19 protein-coding genes, 2 tRNA genes and 1 pseudogene are annotated in these 26,573 nt (G+C 64.0%); 12 read left to right on the top strand and 10 right to left on the bottom strand.

Annotated elements, in window-relative coordinates; translation table 11 throughout:
• Window positions 1-65: 65 nt before the first annotated feature.
• Together CR156_RS07605 and CR156_RS07600 are read left to right on the top strand one after the other, a co-directional pair.
• On the top strand, window positions 66-1,226 hold the full coding sequence (locus CR156_RS07605; RefSeq protein WP_409349543.1) for a two-component system sensor histidine kinase NtrB: 1,161 nt from the start codon (window positions 66-68) through the stop codon (window positions 1,224-1,226).
• On the top strand, window positions 1,216-1,575 hold the full coding sequence (locus CR156_RS07600; RefSeq protein ID WP_089240789.1) for a response regulator: 360 nt from the start codon (window positions 1,216-1,218) through the stop codon (window positions 1,573-1,575). The genes CR156_RS07605 and CR156_RS07600 overlap by 11 nt, the downstream gene beginning before the upstream one ends.
• Window positions 1,576-1,706: 131 nt before the next feature.
• Here CR156_RS07600 and CR156_RS07595 read toward each other — a convergent pair whose 3' ends face one another.
• The 5 genes from CR156_RS07595 to CR156_RS07580 all read right to left on the bottom strand — a co-directional run bounded on the left by CR156_RS07595 (window position 1,707) and on the right by CR156_RS07580 (window position 13,142).
• Complete coding sequence (locus CR156_RS07595; RefSeq protein WP_100552386.1) at window positions 1,707-5,408, bottom strand: TonB-dependent receptor; 3,702 nt, start codon at window positions 5,406-5,408, stop codon at window positions 1,707-1,709.
• Window positions 5,405-11,581, bottom strand: coding sequence for a CshA/CshB family fibrillar adhesin-related protein (locus CR156_RS07590; RefSeq protein WP_243381746.1), 6,177 nt, complete (start codon window positions 11,579-11,581; stop codon window positions 5,405-5,407). Before CR156_RS07590 ends, CR156_RS07595 begins: the two co-directional genes overlap by 4 nt.
• 507 nt (window positions 11,582-12,088) lie before the next feature.
• Window positions 12,089-12,550 carry a GNAT family N-acetyltransferase gene (locus CR156_RS07585; protein WP_100554102.1) on the bottom strand — a complete coding sequence of 154 codons (462 nt, stop codon included), beginning with the start codon at window positions 12,548-12,550 and terminating at the stop codon, window positions 12,089-12,091.
• Between the two features lie 132 nt (window positions 12,551-12,682).
• A tRNA-OTHER gene (locus CR156_RS22925) sits at window positions 12,683-12,787 on the bottom strand.
• A 7-nt stretch (window positions 12,788-12,794) separates the two neighbouring features.
• Window positions 12,795-13,142 carry a hypothetical protein gene (locus tag CR156_RS07580; protein ID WP_331273743.1) on the bottom strand — a complete coding sequence of 116 codons (348 nt, stop codon included), beginning with the start codon at window positions 13,140-13,142 and terminating at the stop codon, window positions 12,795-12,797.
• Between the two features lie 797 nt (window positions 13,143-13,939).
• Here CR156_RS07580 and CR156_RS23290 point away from each other — a divergent pair.
• Window positions 13,940-14,068, top strand: a complete 129-nt coding sequence (locus CR156_RS23290) for a hypothetical protein (protein WP_263407383.1) — start codon at window positions 13,940-13,942, stop codon at window positions 14,066-14,068.
• A gap of 80 nt (window positions 14,069-14,148) precedes the next feature.
• On the opposite strand, the gene CR156_RS07570 is transcribed toward CR156_RS23290, so the two are convergent.
• Window positions 14,149-14,550 carry a hypothetical protein gene (locus tag CR156_RS07570; protein WP_243381744.1) on the bottom strand — a complete coding sequence of 134 codons (402 nt, stop codon included), beginning with the start codon at window positions 14,548-14,550 and terminating at the stop codon, window positions 14,149-14,151.
• Window positions 14,551-15,172: 622 nt separating this feature from the next.
• Here CR156_RS07570 and CR156_RS07565 point away from each other — a divergent pair.
• Window positions 15,173-16,750 carry an N-acetylmuramoyl-L-alanine amidase family protein gene (locus CR156_RS07565; RefSeq protein ID WP_165780978.1) on the top strand — a complete coding sequence of 526 codons (1,578 nt, stop codon included), beginning with the start codon at window positions 15,173-15,175 and terminating at the stop codon, window positions 16,748-16,750.
• A gap of 61 nt (window positions 16,751-16,811) precedes the next feature.
• On the opposite strand, the pseudogene CR156_RS23445 reads toward CR156_RS07565, so the two are convergent.
• Together CR156_RS23445 and CR156_RS07555 are read right to left on the bottom strand one after the other, a co-directional pair.
• Window positions 16,812-16,961 (bottom strand): annotated as a pseudogene (locus CR156_RS23445) (SOS response-associated peptidase family protein); the annotation flags it as partial.
• Between the two features lie 292 nt (window positions 16,962-17,253).
• On the bottom strand, window positions 17,254-17,646 hold the full coding sequence (locus CR156_RS07555) for a phage minor head protein (RefSeq protein WP_100552383.1): 393 nt from the start codon (window positions 17,644-17,646) through the stop codon (window positions 17,254-17,256).
• On the opposite strand from CR156_RS07555, the gene CR156_RS22700 reads away from it, so the two are divergent.
• Complete coding sequence (locus CR156_RS22700; RefSeq protein WP_133120065.1) at window positions 17,640-17,837, top strand: hypothetical protein; 198 nt, start codon at window positions 17,640-17,642, stop codon at window positions 17,835-17,837. The genes CR156_RS07555 and CR156_RS22700 overlap by 7 nt on opposite strands.
• 100 nt (window positions 17,838-17,937) lie before the next feature.
• Window positions 17,938-18,072 carry a hypothetical protein gene (locus tag CR156_RS07550; RefSeq protein WP_341476971.1) on the top strand — a complete coding sequence of 45 codons (135 nt, stop codon included), beginning with the start codon at window positions 17,938-17,940 and terminating at the stop codon, window positions 18,070-18,072.
• A 93-nt stretch (window positions 18,073-18,165) separates the two neighbouring features.
• Here the strand turns inward: CR156_RS07550 and CR156_RS07545 are convergent.
• Window positions 18,166-18,242 (bottom strand) — tRNA-Arg (locus tag CR156_RS07545).
• A gap of 109 nt (window positions 18,243-18,351) precedes the next feature.
• Here CR156_RS07545 and CR156_RS07540 point away from each other — a divergent pair.
• From CR156_RS07540 to CR156_RS07515, 6 genes are all read left to right on the top strand, one after another.
• Complete coding sequence (locus tag CR156_RS07540; protein WP_100554100.1) at window positions 18,352-18,942, top strand: phosphatase PAP2 family protein; 591 nt, start codon at window positions 18,352-18,354, stop codon at window positions 18,940-18,942.
• A 109-nt stretch (window positions 18,943-19,051) separates the two neighbouring features.
• Entirely contained in the window at window positions 19,052-19,360 is a 309-nt protein-coding gene (locus CR156_RS22920) for a hypothetical protein (protein WP_165780977.1), read from the top strand.
• A gap of 87 nt (window positions 19,361-19,447) precedes the next feature.
• Window positions 19,448-20,554 carry a polysaccharide biosynthesis/export family protein gene (locus tag CR156_RS07530; protein WP_100552382.1) on the top strand — a complete coding sequence of 369 codons (1,107 nt, stop codon included), beginning with the start codon at window positions 19,448-19,450 and terminating at the stop codon, window positions 20,552-20,554.
• Window positions 20,555-20,567: 13 nt separating this feature from the next.
• Window positions 20,568-21,260: a YjbF family lipoprotein gene (locus tag CR156_RS07525; RefSeq protein WP_100554099.1), complete on the top strand. Its 693-nt coding sequence runs from the start codon at window positions 20,568-20,570 to the stop codon at window positions 21,258-21,260.
• The gene (locus CR156_RS07520) at window positions 21,257-22,030 is read left to right on the top strand and encodes a capsule biosynthesis GfcC family protein (RefSeq protein ID WP_100552381.1); all 774 of its coding nucleotides are present in this window, start codon (window positions 21,257-21,259) and stop codon (window positions 22,028-22,030) included. Before CR156_RS07525 ends, CR156_RS07520 begins: the two co-directional genes overlap by 4 nt.
• Window positions 22,030-24,150, top strand: coding sequence for a YjbH domain-containing protein (locus CR156_RS07515; RefSeq protein WP_100552380.1), 2,121 nt, complete (start codon window positions 22,030-22,032; stop codon window positions 24,148-24,150). The genes CR156_RS07520 and CR156_RS07515 overlap by 1 nt, the downstream gene beginning before the upstream one ends.
• A gap of 181 nt (window positions 24,151-24,331) precedes the next feature.
• On the opposite strand, the gene CR156_RS07510 is transcribed toward CR156_RS07515, so the two are convergent.
• On the bottom strand, window positions 24,332-26,560 hold the full coding sequence (locus tag CR156_RS07510) for a polysaccharide biosynthesis tyrosine autokinase (protein ID WP_100552379.1): 2,229 nt from the start codon (window positions 26,558-26,560) through the stop codon (window positions 24,332-24,334).
• Window positions 26,561-26,573: the final 13 nt, after the last annotated feature.

Below are 26,573 nucleotides of genomic sequence, written 5' to 3'. Positions count from 1 at the left end.
GCACATCTTCTTCACACTGCACTGCCTACGTTCTCGTGCCTCACACAGGTAATACGCATTTCATCGTGGTCGCTGCCGCTTCGACGCCGTCCGTGCTGACGGACCCTTCCCGACAGCTGCGATTGCTGATCGACAGCGTGCGCGACCATGCGCTGTACCTGCTCGACCCTGATGGCATCGTCTGCAGCTGGAACCCCGGCGCGGAGCGCATCAAGGGCTATCGCTCGGAAGAAGTCATCGGTACCCATTTCGGACGCTTCTACCTGCCGGCCGATCGCGATGCCGGCGAGCCGCAGCACCTGCTGCGACTGGCGGCGGAAAGCGGGCACCATGCCGCCGAAGGTTGGCGGGTGCGCCGTGACGGTTCTCCGTTCCGTGCCAGCGTGGTCATCGAATCGGTGCTCGAGAACGGTGAACTGGTGGGCTTCGTCAAGATCACCCGCGACATCACTGAACAGTGGCAGGCGCAACGGCTCCTGCGCGACGCGCAGCGGGCGCTGCGCCAGACCCAGCAGTTCGAGACGGTCGGGCAGCTCAGCCGCGGCCTGGCCCATGAGTTCAACAACCTGCTGACCACCATCGTCAATGCGCTGGACCTGCTGTCCGCACGCATGGGGGATGATGAACGCGCCAACGCCCTGTTGACCACCGCGCAGGCGGCCAGCGATCGTGGTGCGCTGCTGACCCGGCAGCTGCTGGCCTTCAGCACCGGGCAGACCCTGATCCGTGAAACGCTGGACATCAATGCGCGGATCCGCGACTGGTTGCCCGCCCTGCAGGCCACCTGCCCTGCTGGCGTCACCCTGGAAACCGCGCTGGCTGCCGGCCTGCCTGCGATACTCAGCGACACCGTGCAGCTGCAGACAGCGCTCACCAACCTGGTCGGCAACGCTGCGGACGCCACGGTTGGCGACGGCCGGGTGCTGATCGCCACCGCGCTGGAACACCGCATGGACCCCGACGCCGACACATCCCGGCAACGGACCTATGTGACGTTGAGCGTCTGCGATGAGGGCCATGGCATGGCCCCGGACATCGCCGAGCGTGCGACCGAGCCTTTCTTCACCACCAAGGACATCGGCAAGGGCAGCGGTCTGGGCCTGAGCCAGGTGTTCGGATTCACCACCCAGAGTGGCGGCTTCGTTGATGTGTCCACCACGCCCGGTGTCGGCACCACGGTCAGCCTGCTGCTCCCTGCAACCGAGGACCCCGCACATGACCGATGATCCAATCCGCGTATTGATGGTGGAGGACCAGACCGATCTGCGCGAGATGATCGGCCTGGCCCTGCGCGACTTCGGCATCGACGTGGCGACCACGGCGGATGCGCAGGAAGCAGTCGCCCTGCTGCAGGGTGGCGCGCGTTTCGATGTGGTGTTCAGTGACATCAGCATGCCCAACGGCATGTCGGGCATCGAGCTGAGCGAGCATGTGGCGCGGGACCAGCCGCAGGCGCGGATGATTCTGTCTTCCGGCTATGCGCGCTCGCAGTTGCCGCCGCTGCCCGAGCAGGTGGAATTCCTGCCCAAGCCTTACCGGTTGCGGCAGCTGGTGGAGCTGCTCAAGCAGGAGTGAGGGACCGCTGTTTTGCCAGGCATGGCCTGGCACTACTGGGTAGCGACGTTGCTGTTTTGCCAGGCATGGCCTGGCACCACCCGTAGTGTCCGCCGAGGGCTTGGCAGGCATGGTCTGGCGTTGCCCTGTCATCAATAGCGACCCACCAGGTTGAGGTACCAGCCGCGGTGCGTGTAGTCGAACTTGGTCAGGTCGTCACTGAAGTCGGTGAAGTTGTAGCCCACGCCGACCCGGAAGTTGCGGCCGACATCGCGGTCCACACCGGCCAGCCAACCCTGCCGGCGACCGCCATCGCGTACGTCCAGCAGGCGGTACTCCAGCAGGCCATGCCATTGGTAGTACAGGTCATAGCGCAGCTGCGCGGCACCGAAGTTCGTCGCTGAATCGAACCACGGGCCGGTGCCGCGACCATAGCGCACCTCGCCTTCGCGGCGGGCCAGCTTGGCCGCTACTTCCCAGCGCTGGTCGATGCGGTACACGCCCTCCAGCGACAGCACCTGGGTCCGCTGGTCGTAGTCCACGCCGTTGACCTGGCCCATCGTCGACAGGTCGTACAGATAGCTGTAACGGCCGAACAACGCCCAGCGGTCATTGTCCCAGGGGCGGTAGGCGAAGCCGAGATTGCCTTCGATGAAGCGTGCACCGGCCACCGGGTTGATCGCATCGTCGGTGTCGGCGTAGTTGAACCGCGCGGCAATCCGCCAGCTGTCATTGAGACGATGGCTGAGGCGATTGGTGCTGACCCATTGCGTGCGCCGCTCCGCACCGGTGTCACGACGCCACTCCACCTTGCTCTGCCACTCGGTACCCGGCGACGTACGGCCACCGGACAGGCTGATGGCCTTGCGGTCGACCTGGCCACTGCTCGCATCCAGCTTGCCATCGCTGAGGGTGAAGCCCGCGTTCCAGCCCACCGCCGGATAGAAATCCATGCCGAAGGTGTTGGCCAGGCCCGATTCCTCGCCGGATTTCAGGAACTGGCTCTCATTGAACACGTTGACCTGGTCAGACAGGCGCCAGCGCTGGCCCAGCGTCCAGCCATCCTGCGCGTTCGGGCTGAACAGCGGGTCGTACTCGCTGCGGTCGGTGGACTGGGTGAACGCACCATAGAAACTGTGCTGTGGGGTCAACTTGTACTCGGCATTGACCTGCGCGGCGCTGCCACGATCACCATCACTGACCTCGGCACCGATCGTGGACAGGTTGGCGAAGGTGTAGGTGCCACCGGCGACCACCGCATCATTGTCCGCGTAGCGGCCATGATCGTCATCGACGGTCAGCTGGCCGCCACCATAGAGGTCCAGCGCGGTACCGATGCGATGGGTGTAGCGCGCTGCCGCCAGCACACCGGCATTGCTGCCGATGCCGCGGTCTTCCTGCACCCGGCGCAGCTCGGCCGACACGCGGTCGTTGTCGCCGATCCGCCACTCGACGGTGGCCTGGGCCTGGATCAACGATTCATTGCCGCGCCGCGCTTCGCTGTATCGCGCATACAGGCTGAAATCGTCGGTCACGTAGCCCAGCAGCTCGGCGCCCTGCTCACGCACGCGCTGGCCGGTATCGAAGCGGCCCACCGAATAGCCTCCCTCGACCTGCCGCCACCAGGCACCGGCACTCCAGTCGCGCTGGGTCCAGCCCAGCTCGCGCAGGTTCACCCGTGCCTCCACCGCCGTCGCCTCGCCTTCGCGCTGCCCCTCGGGGTTGAGGCGGGTGAAGCTCAGGCCACCGTTGTCGGAGAAGAACACCGGCGCACTGGTCGCCTCGCTGCGGCTGTGTTCGACCTTCAGGTAGGTGCCACGCCCGGCCTGCAGGGTCAGGTCCGCACCGCGCAGCGAATAGTCCTGGCCGGCGCGCTGTTCGTCCACATAGGTAGCCCCCACCGCCACGTGATCGCCGAACCAGTGCTTGCCACGCACGCCGGCGGTGATGTCGTCATTGTCGAAGCCGGTCGGTACCCATTCGTAGTCGACGATCAGGCGCTGCTCGTAGCCGTCCAGCGGCACGTCGCGGCTGATCCGGCGCAGGTTCTCGCGGCTGACCTGGGCCAGTGGCCGGGTCAGCAGGATGCGTCCCTGCAGTGCGTCGATCTCGTAGTCGGCACCGCGCACCAGCGACACCCGCTGCTCGACACGGCCGGTGGTGCGGTCACGGATTTCCAGTACCACCTGGTCCGAGCCGCGCAGGATGCTGGCGTGGCGCAGGTAGTACAGGCTGCCGCCGGTGCCGATGAACTCGCTGTGGCCCGGCGCGGTCTCGGCCTGCGAGCCGAACAGGCGCAGTTCGGTCTGCGCATCGCCCCATGCATTGGCGCCGCGCGAACGCCACAACAGCGCAGCACCGTACAGCGAACGCACGTACTGGGCGTATTCGGTGCCGCTCAGGCCGGTGTTGTAGTTGCCCCACAGTGCCTGGTTCTTGTCCCAGTCCATGCGCAGGTAGAAGCGGCCCATGCTGTCGACGTCACGCTGGGTCAGCGAATCGTCGCCATAGGTGGGGTAATACAGGTCCGGGTCCAGGCTGCGGAACAGGTCCTGCGGATCGGCGGTGGTGAAGCCGGTGAACAGTTCGTCCAACGGCCGGTTCTGTGTATCGGCCTGTGCAGTCAGCAGATAGCGGCCGCGCGTCTTGGCCTTCAGGTAGAACGCCAGCCGCCCATCACTGAGCACATCATCATCGCGCTCGCCACGGGCGACATCGCGCCCCGCACCACTGGCCTTGTTCTGGTACACCGTGACATCGGCCAGGCCGACACCGAACAGATAGCGGCCGCTGACATCCACCTCCAGCGTGCGCGCGATCGCTGGTGCATCGGGGCGCTCGACCCGCACATCGAACGCGTGATGACCGATAGGCATCAGGTATTCGGCGGCGAATTTGCGGTCCTGGTCCAGCGGATAGCTTTCGCCGTTGATCTTCAGTGCCGCGCCAAGCGGCAGGTCACGACCCCGCAGGCGCACGCGCGAGCCGTACACCGGAATGTTCTGCTGACGCAGGCCGTTGCTGTCGAACACCTGCTCCAGCAGCGACAACGAGGCGGCCTGATTGGCATCGACGGCCGTACCGCGGCGATCTTCCAGGGCGTCACGCAGCTGCTGGTTGCCACGCTCCACTTCGGCCAGCGTCACCAGCTGCATGGACTGCGCCGAGGTCTCATCGACATTGCCTTCGGCATCGTACGCGCGCAGCACATAGACCAGGCGGTCGCCACGACGCAGCGGCGTGGACGCCGGCAGCGTACCGTCCCAACTGCCCTGCCCGACCGCAGCCACCGGCAGTTCAAAGGTCGCCAGGGGCGCGACCCGGTCGCTGTCGCTGCCGCGGTAGATGCTCACTTCCAGGCGTTTGATGAACGCGGTGTAGTTGCCACGCACGAAGAATTCGACCGGCCGCACGATGCGGCCCTGGTCGAAGGCCACCATCCCCGGCGCCGAGATCGACAGCTCGGGCTGGCCCATGGCGGGGTCTTCGGTGGCCCAGATCGCGCCGCCCTCCGGCAAGCGGATCATGAACTCACCACGCACGGCCGCCTTGCCCGGCTCATCCAGCGCGATGCTTACGCGGCGGTCCGGCTGCAGTACCTGAGACGACGAACGCGTCGACGTACCTTCGGTCACCGGCTCATCGAAGCTGCGCGAGCGCAGGGTGAACAGCAGGTCGCCGTCGGCGCTGCACTGGTTGCTCTCGCAGTGGATGGGCGCGGCGTCGCTGGACGCGGCGTTGGCCGGCGGTGGCGCCGCCTGCGCGGTTGCTGCCAGGCCCAACAGCAGCGCCTGGTACAACACAGCGCGGTGCAGGCGGGCAGAACGCCGGGCAACAGAGTGATGGGCGCTCATCGGCGGGCCTCCTGTTGGCGGGCCGCCGCGCGGGTGGCGGCGGTCTCCTCGTTGCGCACACGCAGACGTTGCTGCACGGCGGGGCTGAGCTGGACGCGCAGCGCTTCGAACACGGCGTTGGCGCGGCGCAGGCCCAACGCCTGGTTGTAGACGTGGCTGCCACGCACATCGGTATGGCCGACCAGGCTGACCTGACCGCCCCCCATGTTCTCCAGGCGCGCGGCGATCGCAGCCAGCAGCGGCTTGAACTCCTCGCGGATCACCGCCTTGTCGGTGTCGAACAGCACGTTGCCCAGCAACGCACCACCGGCATCGACACCAGCGACCAGCGAGTGCGGATCGCGCACATCGGTACGCAGCTGCACGCTCAGGCCAGCACGCGACCCTTCGGCCACCTCGGCCTGCAGCGCATCACGCACGGCTACCGCACGGGCGAAGGCCAATGCCTGGCTTTCGCCGTTGGCAGCAATCACCACGTCGCCGCCCTGGTAGCGATCGACCACCTCGGCCATCTTCGCCAACACCGGGCGATAGCTGGCGCGCAGTTCGCTGCTGCCCGGGGCGAACAACACCTCGCCCAAGGCCAGCTCGGCGCGCTCGGCAGCCGCCTGCGGCGACGGCGGCAGGCGCACGCCGAAGCTGAAGCGGGTCGGCACGCCCTGGGTGACCCGACGCAGCAACGGATTCTCGGTGGTCAGCTCGGAACCACCCGGTACCGTTGCCGGATCCAGCTTGACGATGAAGTTGCGGCCCAACCGCGCATCGCCACCGTGCACATCGGCCAGGTGGTAACGACCGAACGGATCGGTCTCGATCAGCAGGCCCTCCACCGTGGCCAGGCGCACGCCGGGAATGCCCTGCTCCTGGATGCCGTGGTTGCCGATCACGTAGGCAACCTCATAGCCCTCGGCCACCCGCGCGATCTCGCGATGCACGACCGGCTCGGCCGCGGTCAGGCCCTTGGCCGCCTCGCCACTGCGCTGCACGGTTGTGACACCCTTCGCATCCAGCTGCAGGCGATGACCCTGTGCGCTTTCCAGCACGAAATCATCGGTGAAGGACAGCTCGCGCAGACGCTGGCGGATCACCACCTGGTGGCTCTCGACCGTGTCCGAGGTAGACGCAAGCCCATGCACCACGCCCACCTGCACGCCATGCAGCAGCGGCGCGCTGGCATCGGCCAACGGCTGCGGGCCATCGCCACGATCCAGCGTTGTCGAACCCGGCACGTAAGCGTCGGGCGCGAATCCGCCCTGCACGCGTACACCGGTCAGTTCCGCGCTGTCCTGCCAGCCGTCGCCATCACGATCATCGAACACGCTGCCGAACACCAGGCTGTCTTCCAGCAGCGGATCGGCGTCCATGCGCACTTCAGCGGTCGCCACGTTCGACAGCGGAGTGCCGTCATCGGCAGTGGCCACGGCCTGGTTGATGTGGTTGCCGGCACGCACGCCCGCACCGACACGCAGCAGGTAGGTGATGGTGGCACTGCGGCCCACGGCAATGTCGACCGCGCCGATGCGCAGCGGGGTCTGGCTGCCGCCCAGCGAGAACGCGCCGTCGTCGTCGGCCACGCGCATCGAGCCATCCACGTAGCTGAAGCCCGGCGGCGGTGTATCGACCACCACGCCGCCGCGCCAATGGCTGCTGCCGACGTTCTCGACCACCAACTGGTAGCGCACCAGGTCGCCGACTTTCACCAAGCGCGGGTTGGCGGACTTGGTGATGCGCAGCGCGAAGTCCGAAATCACCTTGTGCCGCGTTTCGCAGGTGGTGCACTCCGGCGGCGGCGAACCATCCGGGTACTGGCCACGCAGTCGGTTCAGCACCTCGGTGCGTGCCTCCTGGTTGACGATGGCCTGGTAGACGAATTCATGCTGTCCCAGCGGGGTACCGGTCGGCAGCGTGCAGACGATGTCGGTCCCCTGCTGCGCGCAGCCGGCCGGCAGCGTATCCACGCTCAGGCCTGCGTCGGGCGTATCCACCAGTTGCAACGGCTGCCGCAGCGAAGCACGCTCGACGGTGGCCCGCAGGGTATAGCGCAGCCGGTCACCCGGGCGCACTTCACTGCCACTGGCGGGACCGGACAGCTTTTCCAGCACCACGCGCGGCTCGGCCAGCACGTGCTCGGTACTGCAGGTGCCGATGCAGGTCGGGGTATCGCCACCACTGCCCAGCACCGCGTTGCGGACGCTGCCACTGGCCTGCGCATTGACCAGCGCGCGGTAGCCCAGCGTGTAGGTGCCGGGTGCGGTTCCCGCAGGCAGCGTGCATACCAGCGGATTGCTGGCATTGCAGGTAAAGGAACCCGGCTGGGTCACCGACTGCAGGTCCAGGCCCGCACCCAGGGTATCGGTGAGGGTGAGCACATCGCTGGTCTGCGAGTTGGCGACCACCACCTCAACGCTGTAGTCCACTGCATCCCCCATGTTGACCGGCGATGCCGTGCTGGAGGACTTGCGGTAGGTGACCGTCGCCGCCAGCACCGGCGTGGTGGTGGTGCAGTCGGTGGTGCAGGTATTGGTACCGGTGCCGCTGCCAAGCACGGCATTGCTGACGCTGCCCTTGGCCTGTGCATTCACCGTTGCGGTGTAGTTGACCGTGTAGGTGCCCGGTGCGGTGGCGGCCGGCAACGTACACACCAGCGGATTGGCCGCATTGCAGGTGAAGCCGGTGCTGGCGGTGACTGATCCGAAGTCCAGGCCCTGCCCCATGTTGTCGGTCAGGCTGAACACAGTGGTGGTGCGCGAGCGGCTGACCACGGTGGTCAGGGTGTAGGCGATGCTGTCACCCACCTTGACCGGGCCGGCGGCGGCCGAGGTCTTGCGGTAATCGATCTGGCTGCCTGCCACCGGCGTAGTGGTATCGCAGTTGACGGTGCAGCTCGGGTTGTCACCGCCGCTGCCGAGCACCGCATTGGTCACCTGGCCGGTGGCCTGGGCGTTGACCACGGCGGTGTACGACAGGCTGTAGCTGCCCGGTGCGGTACCGGCCGGCAATGTGCACACCAACGGGTTGGCCGCATTGCAGGTGTAGGCGCCGGCACTGGTCACGCTGCCGAAATCCAGGCCGATGCCCAGCGTGTCGGTCAGCGTCACCACGTCGGTGGTGCGCGAGTTGGTTACCACCGTGGTCAAGGTGTAGGCCAGGCTGTCACCCACCGACACGGGGCCGGCACTGTTCACCGACTTGGCATAGCTCACGCCCGGCGTCGCCACCGGTGTGGTGGTATCGCAGTTGGTCGTGCACGAAGGCGTGTCGGGGCCGGTGCCGAGCACGGCATTGCGTACCGTGCCGCTGGCCTGCGCGTTGACCGTGGCGGTGTAACTCAGGCTGTAGGTACCCGGAACCGTGCCGGCGGGCAGCGTGCACACCAGCGGGTTGGCCGCATTGCAGGTAAAGATGCCCGCGCTGGTCACGCTGCTGAAATCGAGGCCGCTGCCCAGCGTATCGGTGAGGGTGACCACATCGGTGGTGCGCGAACGTGCAACGGTCACGCTGAGCGTATAGCCGATGCTGTCGCCCACCCGCACCGGTCCACCGGTGGAGGCCTGCTTGGCGTAGGTCACCTGCGGGCTGGCCAGTGGCGTGGTGGTATCACAGGCGCCGACACACGTCGGATTGTCAGGACCGCTCGGTACAACAGCATTGCGCACCTGGCCAACAGCCTGCGCATTGACGATGCCGGTATACGAGAACGCGTAGGTTCCCGGCACGGTGCCGGCTGGCAGCGTGCACACCAGCGGATTGCCGGGCACGCAGGTAAAGCCGCCGGCATTGGTCATGCTGCCGAAGTCCAGGCCAGTGCCCAGGGTGTCGGTCAGCGTGGTCACCGCGGTGGTGCGCGCATCGGCAACGACCACGCTCACTGTGTAGGCAACGCTGTCGCCCACCGCGACCGGGCCGGCCGTAGCGCTGGCCTTGGACACCGAAATGCGCGGCGCCGCCACCGGCGTGGTGGTGGTGCAGTTGCTGCTGCAGGTGGGAGTATCGGTACCGGTGCCCACCACCGCATTGACCACCTGGCCACTGGCCTGCGCGTTGACGGTGGCCGCATAGGTCAGGCTGTAGGTGCCCGGCACGGTGCCCGCTGGCAGCGTGCACACCAGCGGATTGGCTGCATTGCAGGTAAAGGCGCCGGCATTGGTCACGCTGCCGAAGTCCAGGCCGGTGCCGAGGGTATCGGTCAGGGTCAGCACGTCGCGGCTGTTGCCGTCGGCAATGGTGACATCGACGGTGTAGCTCACCGTCGCCCCCACCGCCACCGGACCGGTGGTGTTGGAGCGCTTTGCATAGCTCACCCGGGTAACCGGAACGGTCACATCGCTGCGGGTGCAGTGGTTGGCGTCGGTGCAGGCCTCGCCCGGTGCGGGCGGATTGCCACCGTTGAACGGATCGTAGCCACCACCGACGCTGGCGTGGTTGCGCAACAGGCCGCTTGCCGATGCGGACACGATCACAGGCAGGGTGAAGCTGCTGCTGTCACCAGGGGTGCCGGCTGCCGACAACACCTGGCTGCTGGTGCAGGTCACCGCCTGGCCGCTCGCAGTACAGCTCCAGCTGCCGCTGGTCAGGGTGCCGGTCCAGTTCGGCACAATGCCGGCCGGCAGCTGGTCACGCACGGTGATCGCACCTGCCGGTACGTTCGGCGGATTGCCGGTCGGCACATTGGTGGTGTTGCTGATCGTCAGCGTGTACTGGGTGCCAGCCTGGCCGTAGTTCCAGATGCCGCCGGTGGCATTGTTGCCCTTCACCACCTTCAGCGCGGGTGCGGTGATGGTGATCCGGTGGTCTTCCACTTCACCGTCATCGGCCACGCCGGTCGGTTGCTGGATCTGCGCCGCATTGGTCGCATAGCGCAGGCGCACGTAACTGGTACCCGCACTTACCTGCGTGGGCACGGTCCAGCTCAGATTGGCGCCGCCGCCACTGCATGTGGCGATGTTGCTGCGCTCGCCCGTGTCGAATGTGCCGTTGCGGTTGAAGTCGATCCAGCCGGCCACGCTGCCGGTGCCCACACACGCCACCGACTGATTGATTGGGGTCCCGGCCTGCATCACCGTCAGCGCGTACGTCGTCGGCCAGGCGTTTTCTTCGTTGGGGTTGCCTGCGGGGAAGTTGTCGTCGCCCTTCGCATCGACGCTGTAGCTGCTGCGCTGTTCGGTATCGGGCCCAACGGTGCCGAGGAAGTCGGTCAGCGGCGGTGCCAGACCACCCGGTGTATAGCCGGCGGTATTGATGTTGGTGGGCGTGGCGTTGAGCGGCAGGCCATCTGGCCGGAACTGCAGATCGTCCACCACGTGCATGGCATCGCCATAGCTCTGCGGCGCGTCGCCGAAGTCGGCGTACGGCACCAGCAGGCCGATGGCGATGGCGGTGGTGCCGCTGCCGCGCATCGAAAAGCCCATGTTCACCGCAAAGCTGCCCGGCGCATGCGCGGCATTGTCGAAATTGAGGAAGGTGACCGCAGCGGTGTTGTTGTCGTTGCCTGGTCCAAAGCGGACCACGCTGTTCGCACCGATCATCGACTTGGTGACGTTGTATGGGCCAGCACCGACGTTCTTGCGCACTTCGACCACGTTCCAGGTACCGCGCGCGGTGGCCTCGACGAACTCGCCGCTGTTGTTGATCGACTCGGCATCGGCCATCACCACGCCGCGCAGGCGGTAGGGCGTGCCGCCCAGCGTCGAGACGCAGTTGATCTCGAAAGACGATGTACCGCTGCTGCGCGATATCCCCGCGATCAGCTGATTGGCGCCGCCGGTACCACCGACGTTGTACAGGTCATCCAGACTGTCACCGCTGAAATTGCCTGGACGATAGCTCTGCAGGAGGCCACCACCGCTGATGTTGGCCAGGCTGCAGGTGACGTTGAGGTCGATGCCGGAGGCGATCGGCATGGAAATCGACGACGTGTCCCCGTTGTTCAGCGTCACCCCGTGCGTGCCCAGGTCGGTGCCGCCACCCCAGGTCAGCCACAGCACGGTGTTGCGGTACGGGCTGCTGCCGCCGGTCGCGTAGGCTGCAGCCCAGGCCAGCGATGGCAGCATCGCCGACAGCAGCAACAGCAGGCCCGCGGCCAGGCATCGTCCGGTCCGGCCGGGGCGTGCACTTTTTCCAGGATGAACGGATTCACCGCCCGCGCTGATGCGCGACGTCGTCGACTGCCACATGTCTGTTTTCCCCGTCGTCGGCCCGCCGAGGGCCGCTGCTCAGTGGATAGCCCGGGGGTCTTTCGATTTCCGTCCCGGCCTCACATGCACAGTTGTAGCAACCGCCCCCTCGGCCGTCGTGCACGGATCCGGCAGCCCGACCGCCCTTTCCGGCAATTCGTCACGCATTTTCGGAGCCCGGGCGAGATGCCTGGTGGACGCGCGCAACAAAAATGCCGCCGGGCCATGGGCTACCGGCGGCATTGAAGTGGAAGGGGAATCGCGCCGCGCGTGGCGGCCGCCGCGCTGCTACCAGGGCACGAAGAGCAGGATCAGCACGATCACCAGCAGCACTGCAGCGACGGTCAGCAGCACGTTGCGCTGGCGCCAGGAAGGCTTGGGGGTGCCGGGGGTATTCATGGGGGCGCTCCTAGGCAACCGTTGGGGACGCCACCAGACTGCCGAGTCCGGCTGCAGCAGCGCGTGCAGGTGATGTGCACCGCGAGTGCAGAGCCCGGCACCCTCCGCTCAATCGGCGGGACAGGCCATGAACAGCAGCTCCGCCGTAGATTCCTGTTCAATCGCGACGAATCCGAGGTTGCGATACAAGGCCACCGCGGCCACGTTGTCGCGATACACGCGCAGTGTCAGCCGCCGGACGCCTTCCTTCAGCGCCTGCCTGCTCAAGGATTGCATCAGCACACGCCCAAGGCCACGCCCGCGCGCCTGCGGAGAAACAATGATGCGACCGAGATGGGCGGTATCGGCTCTGGTCAGCCAGTACTGGCCGAAGCGAAGGCAGTTGTCCTGCGGGTCCAGCAATACCCAGCCAGGGCGGACTTCCAGTTCCAGGGCGTGGGCCAGGCGATCCGGCGCCAGCGGAAATGCGACGCCGGGCCCTGCCCAACGCTGGGTGGCCGCGGCCGAATCAAGCCAGCTGACGATGGTGGCGTAGTGCAATGACTGCACAGGCTGCAGGTGCTCGGACATGATCATTGGCGAGGGGATGTCACTCCGCACTCTAGCCCAGGGCAGCTACCAGCAAAGACGGCAGGCCGTGACCCGCCCCGTTCCGCGCTGCCACCTGCAAGCCGGAACCATGAGGACTTTCACGATCGACTGTGGTGACCCCGGCCCGATTCGAACGGGCGACCTTCCCCTTAGGAGGGCCCTTCCACCTATCTATTAATCAATAGCTTAGAGGTGGCCGGGGACCGGCTCGGGGCCACTTCGCTCAAACGCCCCGCCGCAGCTGCTGCAGCCCTGCCCTCACCCGCGGTTTCTGCGGATCCCTCGCCTCGGGCTTGGTCGCTGCCGGCGGCTTGCGCGGCTCGAGCGCTTCTTTGACCCGCTCCAGCTCCGTTGTGCCCGCCTCGGCCAGACGCCGAACCTGCTGCAGCTGCTCTGGGGTGGGTGGCAATCCGGGTATCGGCGGCGGCAGTTCGGTGGGCGTACTGTCCACTAGCCGGGCTACCGCTTTCCGCAGCTTCAGCTCGGGGTAAAGCCTGGCCGCGCACCACCGCTCGGCATAGCGCTTGCCCTGCTGGATGTTGGCCGCACGCACGTCCTTGGTCTGCCACATCTTCCTGACGTCCATGTGCACGCGCGCACCGCCATCCTGGGATGGCGACACATGCGCGACCTGCCGACCGCTCCACCATAGCAACCAGCCGCCCCCCATCTGGACCCAACCAGAGGGTGGTGGCGCTGAGCGGAAACCTTGATAGCCGTGCGATAGAAGCATGGCCGGAAGGGTACGGCCGGACGTCTCAACCGCTGCGATTCGCTCAATCGTCAGTCTTAACCGCTCAGACTGGCCTACAGAGCACATCTCGCACTTCGCCATAGGAATCGACCTACAGCCGTATAGGCAATTATCTGATTGCTAGCCACCCGGCGCACTGAGATTGTTCGCGTGCTGTGCAGCACTACCCTACTCATGGAGAGACGGAAGTGAATTCGAAGCGAAACGATCGTAGAACTGCCCGCCCAACGTTGCGTCACCGATTACTGTGCGCATCTCTTCTTCTCATGTCAGCCGGCGTTGCTCAAAATGCCTTCGCAGGCCAGTGGGTTCAAACTGGCCGCGTGCTCCTGCTAGATACCGAGGGTATCGCGCCTTACATCGTCTCGTGGACAAACACGTGCCAAGGCGGAGTGGAAGGACCCTCCGGCCTCTACACCTACGGGGATTGGGGTCCAGAGGGTCTTGGCTCGTGCCCGTCTGACGCGAACACGGGCTGGGCGCAAAATATGGGGGGAAGCTTTGGCTACTGCAGACCCGAACCCGAAAATCTTGGCGGGGGCTACTCCTGCACCGAGTACTCGCACACATTCGGCGGCCAAACTTACACGGGAGCAATTCCGGCAACGTGTAACGTGCCTGGGACCTACGCCATCAGCTACATGCGGCGCGCGGAACTCGTTTACTCCGGCAACGGAAACATGCCCAATGACTACTACGACCGGACCAACGAAGTCTCTGCCGAGTTCTACTGCCAGCAGTAGGCTGAAGCAGGACGCCTGACCGATTCAGAACCAACAGTCCCCGCGCAAGCGGGGACAATTGCCTATAGCCCCCGGCAATTTCATATGGCTCCGAGGTCCTTCACGACGGCTTGGTTCTTCTGCAGGAACCCAGCCAGCAGCCGCCCCCCAGCCACCTGACGTCCCTCCTGATTGTTGAGCCAAGCAGCTTGGCTCTTTCCTGCTGCGAGCAAATCAGCTGCGGCGAAGCTGTCCGGCCTGACTGCCAACGGCTCTCCGGGCGAAGCCAAGCCCCCATCCAATGGTTGCACCACAGTTCTGCGGGAACTGTCGCTCGTGGCATAGGCCGTGGCCACCATCCGGCCGTTCTTGGGCGACCAGCCTCCAAGCACCAACTCGGTCCCGAGCTTCTCTAGCGGAAGACTCGCCTCGGCTACCGCCTTCTCGTAGTTCGGCCAAAGCTGGTCAATGACCAGACCTAGCTCTGCGGAGAGTTGCTCCATCGTGAAGTCGGCGCGGGAACTGGCCTGCCAACTCGTAGATGCGGAGGAAGAACTGGGTAGAGCCGCGCGTGGCCAGCACCAGGTTGTGCTGAGGGATCAGCAACAGCTTTGCACCTGCCGAATGAGCACCCGTGCGGGCATCTTCAGCCAAGGTATCCCCGCGACAACGAGGTAGTACTGACCCACCCCGCACCCGACAACCTAGCCGATGCCTGGCGACAGCTTCTTCCCACCATTGCCGCCAAGCATATGAATGACAGTAGCGCTCTCTTCACCGCAGCCTTTCAGCAGTCTCTAACCGTTTTGACCGAGCAAATGGGCGAAGTCCGTGGCCGCTAAGCAACTCAGGGAAGGGCCGGGGCGGCGCTACTCAGGCGCCTCCGGGCTGAGCGGCCTTCGGCCCTGGATCCGGCAGGGCCATAATGCCCGACCTACCGGGTCGACACCATTGGGCAACCACACGCCGATGCCTGGGAATTACCCTACGGGGCACACTCGTGTTCGCAGAGCCACCGCTGATCACATTAACTTTTTCTCAACATATATAGACACGCGCAGTGTTCATATCGCACACCCATTGCTGATACCCTCGAAGGCGGGGATCCATCAGCAAAGGAGATGCATGATGTCTGTTACGTGCAGTAAGAAATCGGCTTTTATGGCCGCAGGGTTAGCACTTTCTTTGGCATTCGCCAGCACTGCAAGTTCGCAACAATCACAAAACAAAGATGAAAGACCGCTCCCCTCAGTGGCGGAGAGTACGACGATTTTCCGTCAACTCGAGCCTGAGCTACAACGTTTTGTCGATAGGCAACCGCGACTTCCCGGCCAAGAAAAGCATGTATTCGTCAGAATCACTCCCGACCTTTCCACAGGCATCGTCTGGATAGATCTAGATTCGGGCTATACCCCTAAAGGACAAACAGAGTTCAGTGAAGAATTCGGCGATAAATTAGGCGAAGTAGAAGCGGAGCTTTACGAGTACCTGTCCGGAACTGTCGGATTCAAGTACGTTATTGCACGAATTGGGGGTAAAACGATCAACGAAATTTTCCCACCAGAGCGCCTACTAAAGCGCAAGGACCAGCGCAGCACCCGCGCCGCGAGTGGCCCTTTACCAGGTCTGGTTCTGATCAATCCAGGCCACGGCAAGTACTTCCACCATGGCGAGAATGTGTGGAAGTACGAGCGCCCCACCCCCTACGCCGGCACCACGAACGTCTACGAGGACGACGTCACACCGCAATACGCCTCGACTCTAGATACGTACCTAACCTCCCGCAGTTACATGTACGCAACCGACGTTCGCCATACCCGTGACATCTTGATGCCTTTCATCGAGCCGGAGAGCAACCTTCCATGGAAGGATCTGGCCGCCCGCTATTACATCAAGTCATTACTGCCAAACGAAGGCCCCAAGATCTGGAATTTGTATCCCAACGGGAAACCCGGCAATGAAAGTCTTCGAGAATATGACGAAGACGTGATGGCTCGAGCGAAGTATGCCAACCACATCAATGCCGAAACTTTCATCTCACTACATACCAACGCAGCCGGACCGACGGCACGCGGGGCACTGGTGATGACTCAGTTAGATGACCCATCATCTGTGCAGCTTTCCAACAACATCCTCTGCTACATGAAAGAACAGATTAATGCGCTGGAGAACTACTCGGACTTCGTCATCAGGCCAGCCCTCGTCAATGGCAGTAACAAAGCAGAAGTGCGTGATCCCGAGATGCCAACCGCACTGATCGAGGTAGCATTCCACAGCAACACCGAAGACGCCGCGGCACTTCAAGACTCGGCGTTCCGCTCAGCGGCCATGAAAGGGGTGGAAAAGGGCTACCGCACGTTCAAGAAGGGTGAGACCGATTGCCGGCCACTGACGATCACCAATGTGCCGGCAGTCACTGGGCCACCCCGCAGAGACATCCCTTACACCGTGCAGTTTGTAGGGTCTCCTACCTATCCGCTCTACCTTCGCAGCAAAGTTGTGACCTGCCCGCCAAACTATCTTTGTAGCCAGAACTCTACGCAGTATGTTTCCCCTGGAAGCGCGCCAGGCACGCTTAATGCCGTGGCCCGCTGCACCACCGCTTACCCAGTTTCAGGCAGCGTCATCGTGCTGGACCGCTACTTGGAAGACAGTGATGGCGTAAAGAGCCCGATGGTTCGCACCTCGATTACCTGCGTGTAACTAGCCGTATAGATCAGCCTGTTCTCTCTACTTGAGCCCGTCCAGCTGATCGATAGATCCCGAAGGCGCCCTCTACCGCCTTCGGGGTCTTGGGCCGCTTCTTGCCCGGATCGTGGGCGTAGAGTGCAGCGAACTCCTGCAGCGACACGGTGGCGCCGGTCATGCGGACCAGCTTCTGGTAAGCGGCTTCGATCTGGGCGGAATAGCACATGGCCGCAATCTGGCCGCAGAGGGTGGCGTACTTCGCGGTCCAAGCGGCCCACACGGTTTCGCCCAGCTCCACGGTGGCGAACACCAGCGCCGGCGCCTGTGCGCCATCAGTCGGCATGCCCTCCACCGAGGCGGCCACCGAGTTGCGCAGGAACCCTGTGTCGACCGGCATCCTGCCGCCCTGACCCTCCGGGGTGCTGGCCGCCTCCATCAGCTTCGTTGCCCACTCTCGGAAGATGGCGCCCTGAATGACTTTGGCCTTCTCAGTGAAGGCACGTACCTGAGCGCCGAACTTACTGGCCACGCTTCACCTCCGCCACCATGTCGACCCGGTAGTGCTTCGTGCAGCGGCACCCGATGATTTCCTCCGCCCCCGCGCCCAGCGACGTGTCGCCAGGGAAGCGCAGCAGCGCGCCGCTCGGGGTCTGGAACGGCACACCGAAGGGGCGCGCCTGATTGTTCATTGCCTGATGACTGTGCCGGGTCCGGTCGTCGCCCGTGGCTGACCAAGTCCCCGTCACGTTTTCGGGCACCAGTCGCTCCGCCTCGATCTGCTGCCGGAACGCATCCTCGTGCCCAGCGTTCATAGCGGCGATCGACTCCGTGCGGGCGATCATCTCGCCGCGCAGCGCCAGCAGCCTGTCCGCATAGCGCGCAGCGATCTTCTCGGTGTCTGCCGGTGCCACCGGCTGGCCCGGGTGACGATCCCATCCAGGCGCTTGTCGCGGCGATTGCCGCCGAAGTGCTGCGCCATCTGAACCGGATCACCGCAGGCCAGCTGCTGCCGAACGTTGACAACGAACTGCGCCTGTTGTGCGGTGAGCCCGACTACGCCACCGGTGCGGCGCCCGGTCTCCCCTACCCGCTCCGCTTGTAGTCGCGCACAAGGACACGTTGTCCGACTGGTCCGCCTCGGATGACAAACGGCTGGAATCGGCGGCAGCCTGCATCGGCTACGGCACACCTTCTGCGCCCATATGGTCATGGCCGGGGTGCCGTTGCGACGGGTGCAGATCCTGGCTGGGCACGCCGATTACGCCACGACCGAGAAGTACTATACGCATCTGACGCCTGAGGGCGACGATGGCGCAGTGGCCAAGCTCAAGTACTGAGCGGGACCGTTGGGACCGCTGGGACCAAATCCTGTGGATATCCGGGAAGCAGTGGGAAATGCCCACCGCTGCGGCTGCCTAACTTATTGATTGTGGTGACCCCGGCCCGATTCGAACGGGCGACCTTCCCCTTAGGAGGGGGACGCTCTATCCAGCTGAGCTACGGGGCCATCGGCAGCGGCAAAGGATACCGTGTCCAGCTGAATGGACCAAGCGGAGGATGTTCTGCACGGGATTCAGAGTAGATATGCTGGCCCGCCGCGACCCGTTGTGAACTGGATGTCCGACGTCTGGCGAACGCTCTCCACCCTTGGCGACAGCCGCTGGCTGCTGCCGATGGCGCTGGTGCTGCTGTTTACCCTGCCACCCACCGACAGGGCTTTGAAATTCCGGTGGCTGATCGCCATCGTGCTTACTGCGACCGTGACGCTCGTTTCCAAGCTGGCTTTCATGGGTTGGGGGGTGGGCATCAAGAGCCTGCATTTCACCGGTTTTTCAGGACATGCGGCCATGTCCAGCGTTGTCTATCCTGTTGTGGGTGCGATTCTGGCAGGCCCCAACCGCGCCCACCGACGAATCGGCCTGGCGGCGGGATGCGCTCTTGCAGCGGCGATTGCCTGGTCACGAATTCCATTGCATGCCCACAGTTTGTCCGAGATCGTTGCCGGGCTGACGCTAGGGCTGGCCTGCGGTGCATGGGCAATGCGCATCACACCGCCATCGGGCCGGCCCAGGGCCATTGTTGTACTGGCCGCCATGGTCGCCGGAGTGATCCTGCCCCTCAGCCTGCCGGACATACACACGCATCAGTTGGTCATCGCACTGGCGAAGTTCGTCTCGGGCAGGGTGGAAATCTTCGAACACTTCTGAATTCCGCGAACCAGGCTTCACAACCGCTTCACATTCCTTGACAGGGCAAATGAATAGCAGCCAACATAGCGGTGGAAAAATTTCCCTCACGGAGTAGGAGACCCCGTAGATGAAGAAGATGATTGCCGCCCTGGCCCTGCTGGGCCTGTCCTCGCCGGTGTTCGCTCAGGAAGCTCCGGTCGCCGCTGAAACCAGTGCCGAAGTTGCTGGTGCTGAAGCTGCTGGCGCTGCCGCCACCGGCACCCTGACCACTGCAGCGACCGTGGGCCTCGGCATTGCCGCCGCCGGCGTGCTGTACAGCGTTGCTGCGGACAGCAGCAAGGATGACGCGGGCAACAATGGCGGTACCGGCACCACCAACCCGCCGACCGGCACCACCGGTACGACCGGCACCACCGGCACCACCGGCACGAACTGATCGGTCCGCCGAAGCAGTACCCCGCCCTCGCCGGGCGACGTTCGGCGAGGGTTTTTTCATGCCCGTTCGGGCCAGGAACAGATTTCGATGGACTGCAAGCGTTTCGTAGCCACAATGACGGTGGCACTCACCCTGACCGGCTGCATGTGGGCTCCAGGCCAGCACCTTCGCTCGAGCACCTTCGCTCGCGATGATCAGCCCATCGGCAATGACCAGATCGATCTGATTCCAATCACGCCGAAGTTGATCGCCATGGAGCGTGCCAGCCGTGATATCGCGGCCCTCCCCGCCGCCCTGGTCCAGTATCAACCGGGCCCATATCGCATTGGCGCCGGCGACATCCTCTACATCACGGTCTGGGATCATCCGGAACTGACGGTGCCGGCAGGCCCCCAGCAACAGCTCAACGCTGCCGGTCGCCTCGTGCAGTCCGACGGCACGCTGTTCTATCCCTATATCGGCAAGATCGCCGCCACGGGCAAGACGCCCGGCGAACTTCGCGAAGAAATCTCCAGCAAACTGGCTCGCTACATCGAAGCGCCGCAGGTCGACGTTTCCATGCTGACCTACGCCAGCCAGCGCGTATGGGTGACCGGCGCCTCGCGCCAGGCCGCCACCGTTCCGCTGACGGTAACCCCGCTGACGATGGGCGATGCCATCAGCCAGGCGGGCCTGGACCCGGCGCAGGCCGATCTGTCGGGCATCCGCCTGACGCGGGATGGCACCACCTATACCATCGACCTCGATCGGCTCGGTCGCAATGGCGGCGGTGACACCAACGTGTTCCTCAAGGCCGGGGACCACATCTATGTGCCCTACCTCGACCACAAGGAAGTCTTCGTGGTCGGTGAAGTAAACCAGCCCGGCGCAATGAATTTCAAGACGGGCGAAATTTCCCTGAGCCAGGCACTTGGGCGCGCGCGCGGCCTGCTGCAGACCACCTCCAACGGCAACGCTGTCTACGTGATCCGCGGATCGAACGACCTGCAGAGCACCCCGTCGCAGGTGTTCCACCTGGAGGCCAAGTCCCCGACCGCATTTGCCGTTGCCAGCCAGTTTGACCTGCAGCCAGGCGACGTCGTGTTTGTCGGTGCCGCTGGCGTGACCCGGTGGAGCAGGTTCGTGAACCAGCTGCTGCCGTTCACCTCCATCATCAGCAACGCCGCCAGCGCGCGCAGCGACCTGGACAAGTAAGGTGGCCCGCACCATGAGCAGGATCGCTCAGGCGGCTACCCGACACGCAATCCGCCAGCGCCATGTGGCGCTGGCCCTGCTTGCCCTCGTCGCCGCAACCAGTTGCGGCGTTGTGGGCAAGACCAGCGTCAAGTCGGTTCAGATCGCACTGCAGGGCAAGCCTGACGTAGAGCCCACGGCAGCGCAGGTTGCAGCCAATCGCTACCCACAGATCAAGGTCGTCGGCCCAGCGGGCGGCGCGGTGCTGGTACTCGGCAACATCGATTCCGGGCGCCAAGCCTGGTACAGCTCCGAGCGAAGCATCGTCTTTCTCAGGAATGGCATCGTCGTGGGGACCCACGGCAGCACCCCCGAACTGCAGGACATGACCATTGAAGGGGAGTCTCCCTTCCACGTCCTGCATCGGATAGCAGACGGCACGACCGTGCAGCGGCGCTACGACGCCATGCCTGGTTACAGGTACGGAATGAACGTCACCGGCACCTTGGCCACCTTGGGCAGGGAAAAGGTCCGGATACTGGAGAGCGATCGCGACCTGCTGCATGTCCGCGAACGACTTTCAGGCAACGGATGGAAACGGGACAACCATTACTGGGTCGATCCTGCCAACGGATTCATCTGGAAGAGCATCCAGGCCATCGCGCCCGACACCAGCCTGGAAGTTGTCCAGCTCAAGCCCTACTCGCAGGACCTGCAGAACCGATGACAGTGCGATCGACTCTCCTTGCGCTGGCACTGGCCCTGACCTTCCATGCCCACGCCTCATCGCCGATCGGCGTCGAGACGGCTGGCCATGTCCGCAATCCCGGCGCGCACACTCTCCCTGCGGGGGCTCGCCTCAGCGCGGCCGCACTCGCAGCAGCTCCGGATGCAGAGGCCTACATGCTGGGCGCGGCGCTGCTTCGGCAACGCTCACTGCTGCCCCAGACCCGTCTGAAAGCGGGCCTGCTCTTCGACCTCGAAACGCTCGCCTCTCAAGAGGATGCGCCGGAGCTTGCCGACGCGGCTGCACAGTTGGCGCGCGAACTCGGCGATCTGCCAGTGACCGGGCGCGAGTCGCAGCTGCTTGATCCGCGTCGACTGGAAGCCAGTTCCGCGGAAAACCGGCCCTCGCTTGAGGGCGACCGCCTTGTCTATCCCGGCCGACCCGATACCGTGCAGGTTGTTGGCGCGGTAGTTCAGCCGTGCAGGCTCAGGCATCAATTCACGCTCGACGCGCGGAGCTACCGCAGCGCCTGCCCGATCCTGCCCGCCGCAAGCCGGGATGATCTCTACATCATCCAGCCCGACGGCAAGGTACAGCAGCTCGGCGTGGCGCTGTGGAACCGCAGCGCGCCCATGCACCTGGCGCCTGGCGCCGTGATCTACGTGCCATTGAGCGCGACGAAGATCCGCGCCATCGCCCCCGATGTCAACGAGGACGCCGTGCGCTTCCTTGCCACCCAGGTGCTGGATGCACCCGGAGTTTCATACTGATGCGCCATCGCTCCATCCCACTGGCACGCGCCAGTGTTGCCCTTCTCAGCCTGGGCGTCAGCGCCGCATTGCAGGCACAGACCGCCCCTGCGCCCACCGCGAGCGATTGGGGCGGCGTTGGCCTGCTGCAGACACCGACCGCGCGCATGGCCGACGACGGCGATGTGAGCTTCACCGCAAGCCACACCTCGCCCTACAGTCGCTACAACGTGGTGATGCAGCCCCTTCCGTGGATTGAAGGTGCATTCCGGTACGTTTCGGTGGCAAACCGACGCTACGGCCCGGAATGGCTGAGCGGACAACAGAACTACAAGGACAAATCGATCGATCTGAAGGTCCGGCTGTGGCAGGAAAGCCGATGGGCACCTGAGCTTTCCGCAGGCTTCCGCGATATCGGCGGCACCGGCCTGTTCTCCAGCGAATACCTGGTTGCAAGCAAGCGGTTCGGACCTATCGATGCAAGCCTCGGCCTCGCCACCGGCTACATCGGCAATCGAGGCGATTTCTCGAACCCGCTTCGGGTGATCAGCGACCGCTTTGAAGAGCGCCCGCGCGCGCAAGGCACCGGCAACTTCAACAGCAAGGGCATGTTCCGCGGCCCCGTCGGCATCTTCGGCGGCATCGCCTACCAGACACCCTGGGAACCCCTGCAGCTGAAGCTTGAGTACGACGGCAACGACTACAAGCACGAACCGCAGAACAACAATCAAACGCAGAGGAGCCCGATCAACCTGGGCGCAAGCTATGCACTGAATCACAACGTGCAGCTGCATCTTGGCTGGGAGCGTGGTGACACGGCCATGTTCGGCATCACCCTGCGCGGCAATGTGGCGCAGGCGAAGTCCACGCCCAAGTTGTTGGATCCTCCCCCGGTCGCGCGCGCATCAGCGACGACGCCGGCACAGTCAATGGACGACATTGACTGGCCCACGTTGAGCCGCACCCTGGAAGACAACGCCGGTCTTCGCGTCACGGGCATCAGCCGACGCGGGTCGGAAGTCATCGTCAGTGGAGAACAGCGCCGGTTCTACTACCCGGCACAGGGCATCGGCCGCGCGGCACGCATTCTTGATGCAGAACTGCCTTCCGATACGACGTGGTTCACGATCCAGAACACCCGCTTGGGTGTACCCGTTGTCGAAAGCAGCATCGAGCGCAGCACCTTCAACAGCTACCTCGACAATCGCACCCCACTGAACGAGTTGGCGGGCCATATCGAACAGGCATCTCCTGCACAGCAGCGCCGTGAGAGCCTGTATACGGCGCCACTTCGGCGCTATGACGGCGCCTTCAACATCGGATACCAGCAGCAGCTGGGCGGTCCGGATGGCTTCTTCCTGTTCCAGGTAGCAGGCACGTACTCGGCCAATTTCCACTTCACGCGCAACACCTGGCTTAGCGGAACCGCCAGCTACAACGCATACAACAACTACGACCGCTTCCGCTACGACGCGCCGAGCAACCTGCCCCGCGTCCGCACCAACATCCGTCGCTACCTGACCACCGAAGACCTGACTCTGACCAACCTGCAGTTGACCAGCAATCATCAGCTGGGCAAGGACCTGTACGGCTCCGCCTATGCCGGCCTGTTCGAGGCCATGTATGGCGGTGTGGGCGGCGAGATCCTCTACCGCCCGCTCAATGAACGCTGGGCGGTGGGTGCCGAGTTGAACTGGGTGAAGCAACGCGATTTCGATCAGCGCTTCAGCTTCCGTGACTACAGCACCACCACCGGCCACGCCAGCTTCTATTATCAATGGGGCGATGAGCACAAGATCACCAGCATGATCAGTGCCGGCCGCTACCTGGCCAAGGACTGGGGCGCCACGGTTTCGGTCGCACGCGCCTTCGACAACGGCGTGAACATGGGGGCATACGCCACCAAGACCGACGTTTCCTCCAAGGACTTTGGCGAAGGCAGTTTCGACAAGGGCATCTTCATCTCGATCCCCTTCGACTTCCTGCTGCCTCGTTCGACACGCGCGCGTGCGACGTTCGCCTGGAATCCGCTGTATCGAGATGGCGGTGCACGCCTGAGCCGAAACTATGCGCTGTACCAGCTGACGTCGGAGCGGGATCCGGACTTCTTCTTCGACAATCTGGACAGAATCGACGACTGAAGGGTACCCGCCCCGTTCGACAGAGAACCCAGAAAGGGCCGGTTGCCAGCGCAGCCGGCCCTTCTCGTTTGCCTGCGTTGACCAAGCACCCTGCAGCCAAAAGAAAGGGCCGGTTGCGCGTGCAACCAGCCCTTTCTGTCTTGCGGGAGAAGGCTCTTCACCCAACCCCGCCCTGCAGCAATCACTTCTCGTTTGAGGCGTACTCGTAATAGCCGTAGCTGTAGTAGCCCGTCGCACGCTTCTCGACGGCGTTGAAGATCGCGCCCTTCACCTTTACGCCATTCTGCTCGAAGCGCTTCATCGAGAGCTCGATCTCCTTCGGCTGGTTCACGCCGAATCGGGTCACCATCAAGGTAGAGCCCGCATGATTGGCCACAATGGCAGCGTCGGTGACAGCAAGAATCGGCGGCGTATCGACGATCACCAGGTCGTATTCCTTGGCCAGGTCTTCCAGCAGCTGCAGGAACCGCGGGTGCATCAGCAGCTCGGACGGGTTCGGCGGGATATCACCCCGGGTGATGTAATGCATTCCCTCCAGGCCCGCGACGGTATGGATGGCATCCTGCAGAGTCACCTTACCGGCCAGCACGTCAGACAGACCACCCGTATGCGATACGCCCAGCACCTTGTGCAGGGTGCCCTTTCGCATATCAACGTCGATGACAAGAACCTTCTGGCCCGCCTGGGCGACCACGGCCGCCAGATTCGCCGAAATGAAGGTCTTGCCAACACCGGGCCGCGGCCCCGAGATGGCCAGAATATTGTTCTTGGCCTCGAGCATCGCAAAGTGCAGGCTTGTGCGGAGGCTGCGCAATGCTTCCACTGCCAGGTCTGCAGGTTCGGCGGCAGCCAGAAGGTGGGAGCGCCCATCTGCCACCACGCGCTTCTTGCCACCCTTGCCCTTCTGAACCCTCAGAAGATTGCGTGAGTTGCTGAGCGGAATGGCTGCATACACCGGCAGGCCCAGCTCTTCGATCTGTGCCGGATCTTCCACGCCAGGATTGAGCATGCGCAGAAGGAACACGGCAGCCGTGGACAGGAATGCGCCCAGCAGGAACGACACAAGAACGATCAACGACTTGCGAGGCTTCACCGGCTTGCTGATATCGACGATCGCATCGTCCACGATCCGGACGTTGCCCACCGTGCCAGCCCGCGCAACATCCAACTGCTGCGCCTGGTTCAACAGCGCAGTGTAAAGCTCGTTGCTGACCTGGAGATCCCGGGTATGTCGCAGCAGCTCCTGCTGCGTATCAGGCAGAGCGCTGACCTCACGACGGAAACCACTCTTGCGCGCCTCAAGCTCGCCGATCTGGTTGAGCATCGCACGGTAGGCGGGATGCTCACGCGTGAAGCTGCGATCCATCTCCGCCTGCTTCAGGCGCAGCTGCTGGATGCTTGCCTCAACGGCAACCTCCTGCTCGAGCAGCCCCTTGGTCTGCATCGTGATGTCGACGGAATTTGAACGGGACTGGTAGGCCGCCATGGCCGCCTGCGCATCCTCAACCTGCTTGCGAACGGTTGGCAGCTGATCCTTCACAAAGGCGAGCTGCGTTGCCGCCTCAGCAGAGCCACGGTCGACATTCTGCCGAACGTACGCTTCGGCAATGTTCTGCACCAGCGCCTGGGCTCGATCCGCATCGGTGTCTTCATAGCTGACGCGCAGGATGCCGGAGTCCTTGCCCTGTTCGGATGCACGGATGTCTTCCTGCAACCCTGCGATGACGTCAAGGCGGCGCTGCTTGGCCAGCTTGAAGCGCATTCCCGGATTGGCGCTCAGGCTCGCCACTTCAATCTTGATCCCGCGCGCCTCGAAAGGCATGCCGACCTTACCGGCAAGGATCACCTCGCCCTCGTCATCGAGAAGCGAGTACTCCCCGGCATTGTCACCTGCGACAAGAGTCATCGGTTCGTCAAGCAACCGAGCAGGAACGTCCAGGCGATGAATCTTCAGCTCATCACCACCCCAGCCATAGCGGGAAAGCCCCAGAACGGGAGCCGCCACCTCGTTTTCAGCTTCACCCGAGAAGCGGCGCGCAATCAGCCCACCCACCAACGGGAAACGCACGGGCTCGACGACCGTCTCGAGCTGCATCTTGTCAACCGCGGTACCGACAATCGTACGCGACGTCAGCAGCGCAACTTCCGTAGTGGACGCAGTGCTGCCACCGCCCCCCAAAGAGGTCAGATCCGAAAGACCCGGAATGGTGGGCATCTTCGACTCGACCTGCACCGTGGCCTCGGCCCGATACACCGGTGGCGTCAAGATGGCGTAGGCAGCACCAACCAGCACGAACAGGAAGGTCGTGCCCAGAATCCACCATTTGCGATCAATGAGTACGCCCAGCAGATCCCGCAGGTCAATCTCGTCGTCTTCGCGGGTGGGCCGCGCACTGGTTTCCTTGGTCATAGCATCCGTTTCT

Origin of the sequence: Stenotrophomonas lactitubi, from assembly GCF_002803515.1 — a bacterium.
GTDB lineage: Bacteria > Pseudomonadota > Gammaproteobacteria > Xanthomonadales > Xanthomonadaceae > Stenotrophomonas > Stenotrophomonas lactitubi.
The sequence above is the reverse complement of the archived record's forward strand: the minus strand, read 5'-3'. Positions and strand labels throughout refer to the sequence as shown.

Bases quoted from the DNA above. Each gene is read 5' to 3' on its own strand.
- CR156_RS07510 (WP_100552379.1), bottom strand. From the start codon at position 26,560: ATGACCAAGGAAACCAGTGCGCGGCCCACCCGCGAAGACGACGAGATT.
- CR156_RS07550 (WP_341476971.1), top strand. From the start codon at position 17,938: ATGGTCATGGCCGGGGTGCCGTTGCGACGGGTGCAGATCCTGGCTGGG.
- CR156_RS22920 (WP_165780977.1), top strand. From the start codon at position 19,052: ATGAAGAAGATGATTGCCGCCCTGGCCCTGCTGGGCCTGTCCTCGCCG.
- CR156_RS07595 (WP_100552386.1), bottom strand. From the start codon at position 5,408: ATGAGCGCCCATCACTCTGTTGCCCGGCGTTCTGCCCGCCTGCACCGC.
- CR156_RS07590 (WP_243381746.1), bottom strand. From the start codon at position 11,581: ATGTGGCAGTCGACGACGTCGCGCATCAGCGCGGGCGGTGAATCCGTT.
- CR156_RS07580 (WP_331273743.1), bottom strand. From the start codon at position 13,142: ATGTGGCAGACCAAGGACGTGCGTGCGGCCAACATCCAGCAGGGCAAG.
- CR156_RS07585 (WP_100554102.1), bottom strand. From the start codon at position 12,550: ATGTCCGAGCACCTGCAGCCTGTGCAGTCATTGCACTACGCCACCATC.
- CR156_RS07520 (WP_100552381.1), top strand. From the start codon at position 21,257: ATGACAGTGCGATCGACTCTCCTTGCGCTGGCACTGGCCCTGACCTTC.
- CR156_RS07525 (WP_100554099.1), top strand. From the start codon at position 20,568: ATGAGCAGGATCGCTCAGGCGGCTACCCGACACGCAATCCGCCAGCGC.
- CR156_RS07565 (WP_165780978.1), top strand. From the start codon at position 15,173: ATGATGTCTGTTACGTGCAGTAAGAAATCGGCTTTTATGGCCGCAGGG.
- CR156_RS07515 (WP_100552380.1), top strand. From the start codon at position 22,030: ATGCGCCATCGCTCCATCCCACTGGCACGCGCCAGTGTTGCCCTTCTC.
- CR156_RS07570 (WP_243381744.1), bottom strand. From the start codon at position 14,550: ATGGAGCAACTCTCCGCAGAGCTAGGTCTGGTCATTGACCAGCTTTGG.
- CR156_RS07530 (WP_100552382.1), top strand. From the start codon at position 19,448: ATGGACTGCAAGCGTTTCGTAGCCACAATGACGGTGGCACTCACCCTG.
- CR156_RS07540 (WP_100554100.1), top strand. From the start codon at position 18,352: ATGTCCGACGTCTGGCGAACGCTCTCCACCCTTGGCGACAGCCGCTGG.
- CR156_RS07600 (WP_089240789.1), top strand. From the start codon at position 1,216: ATGACCGATGATCCAATCCGCGTATTGATGGTGGAGGACCAGACCGAT.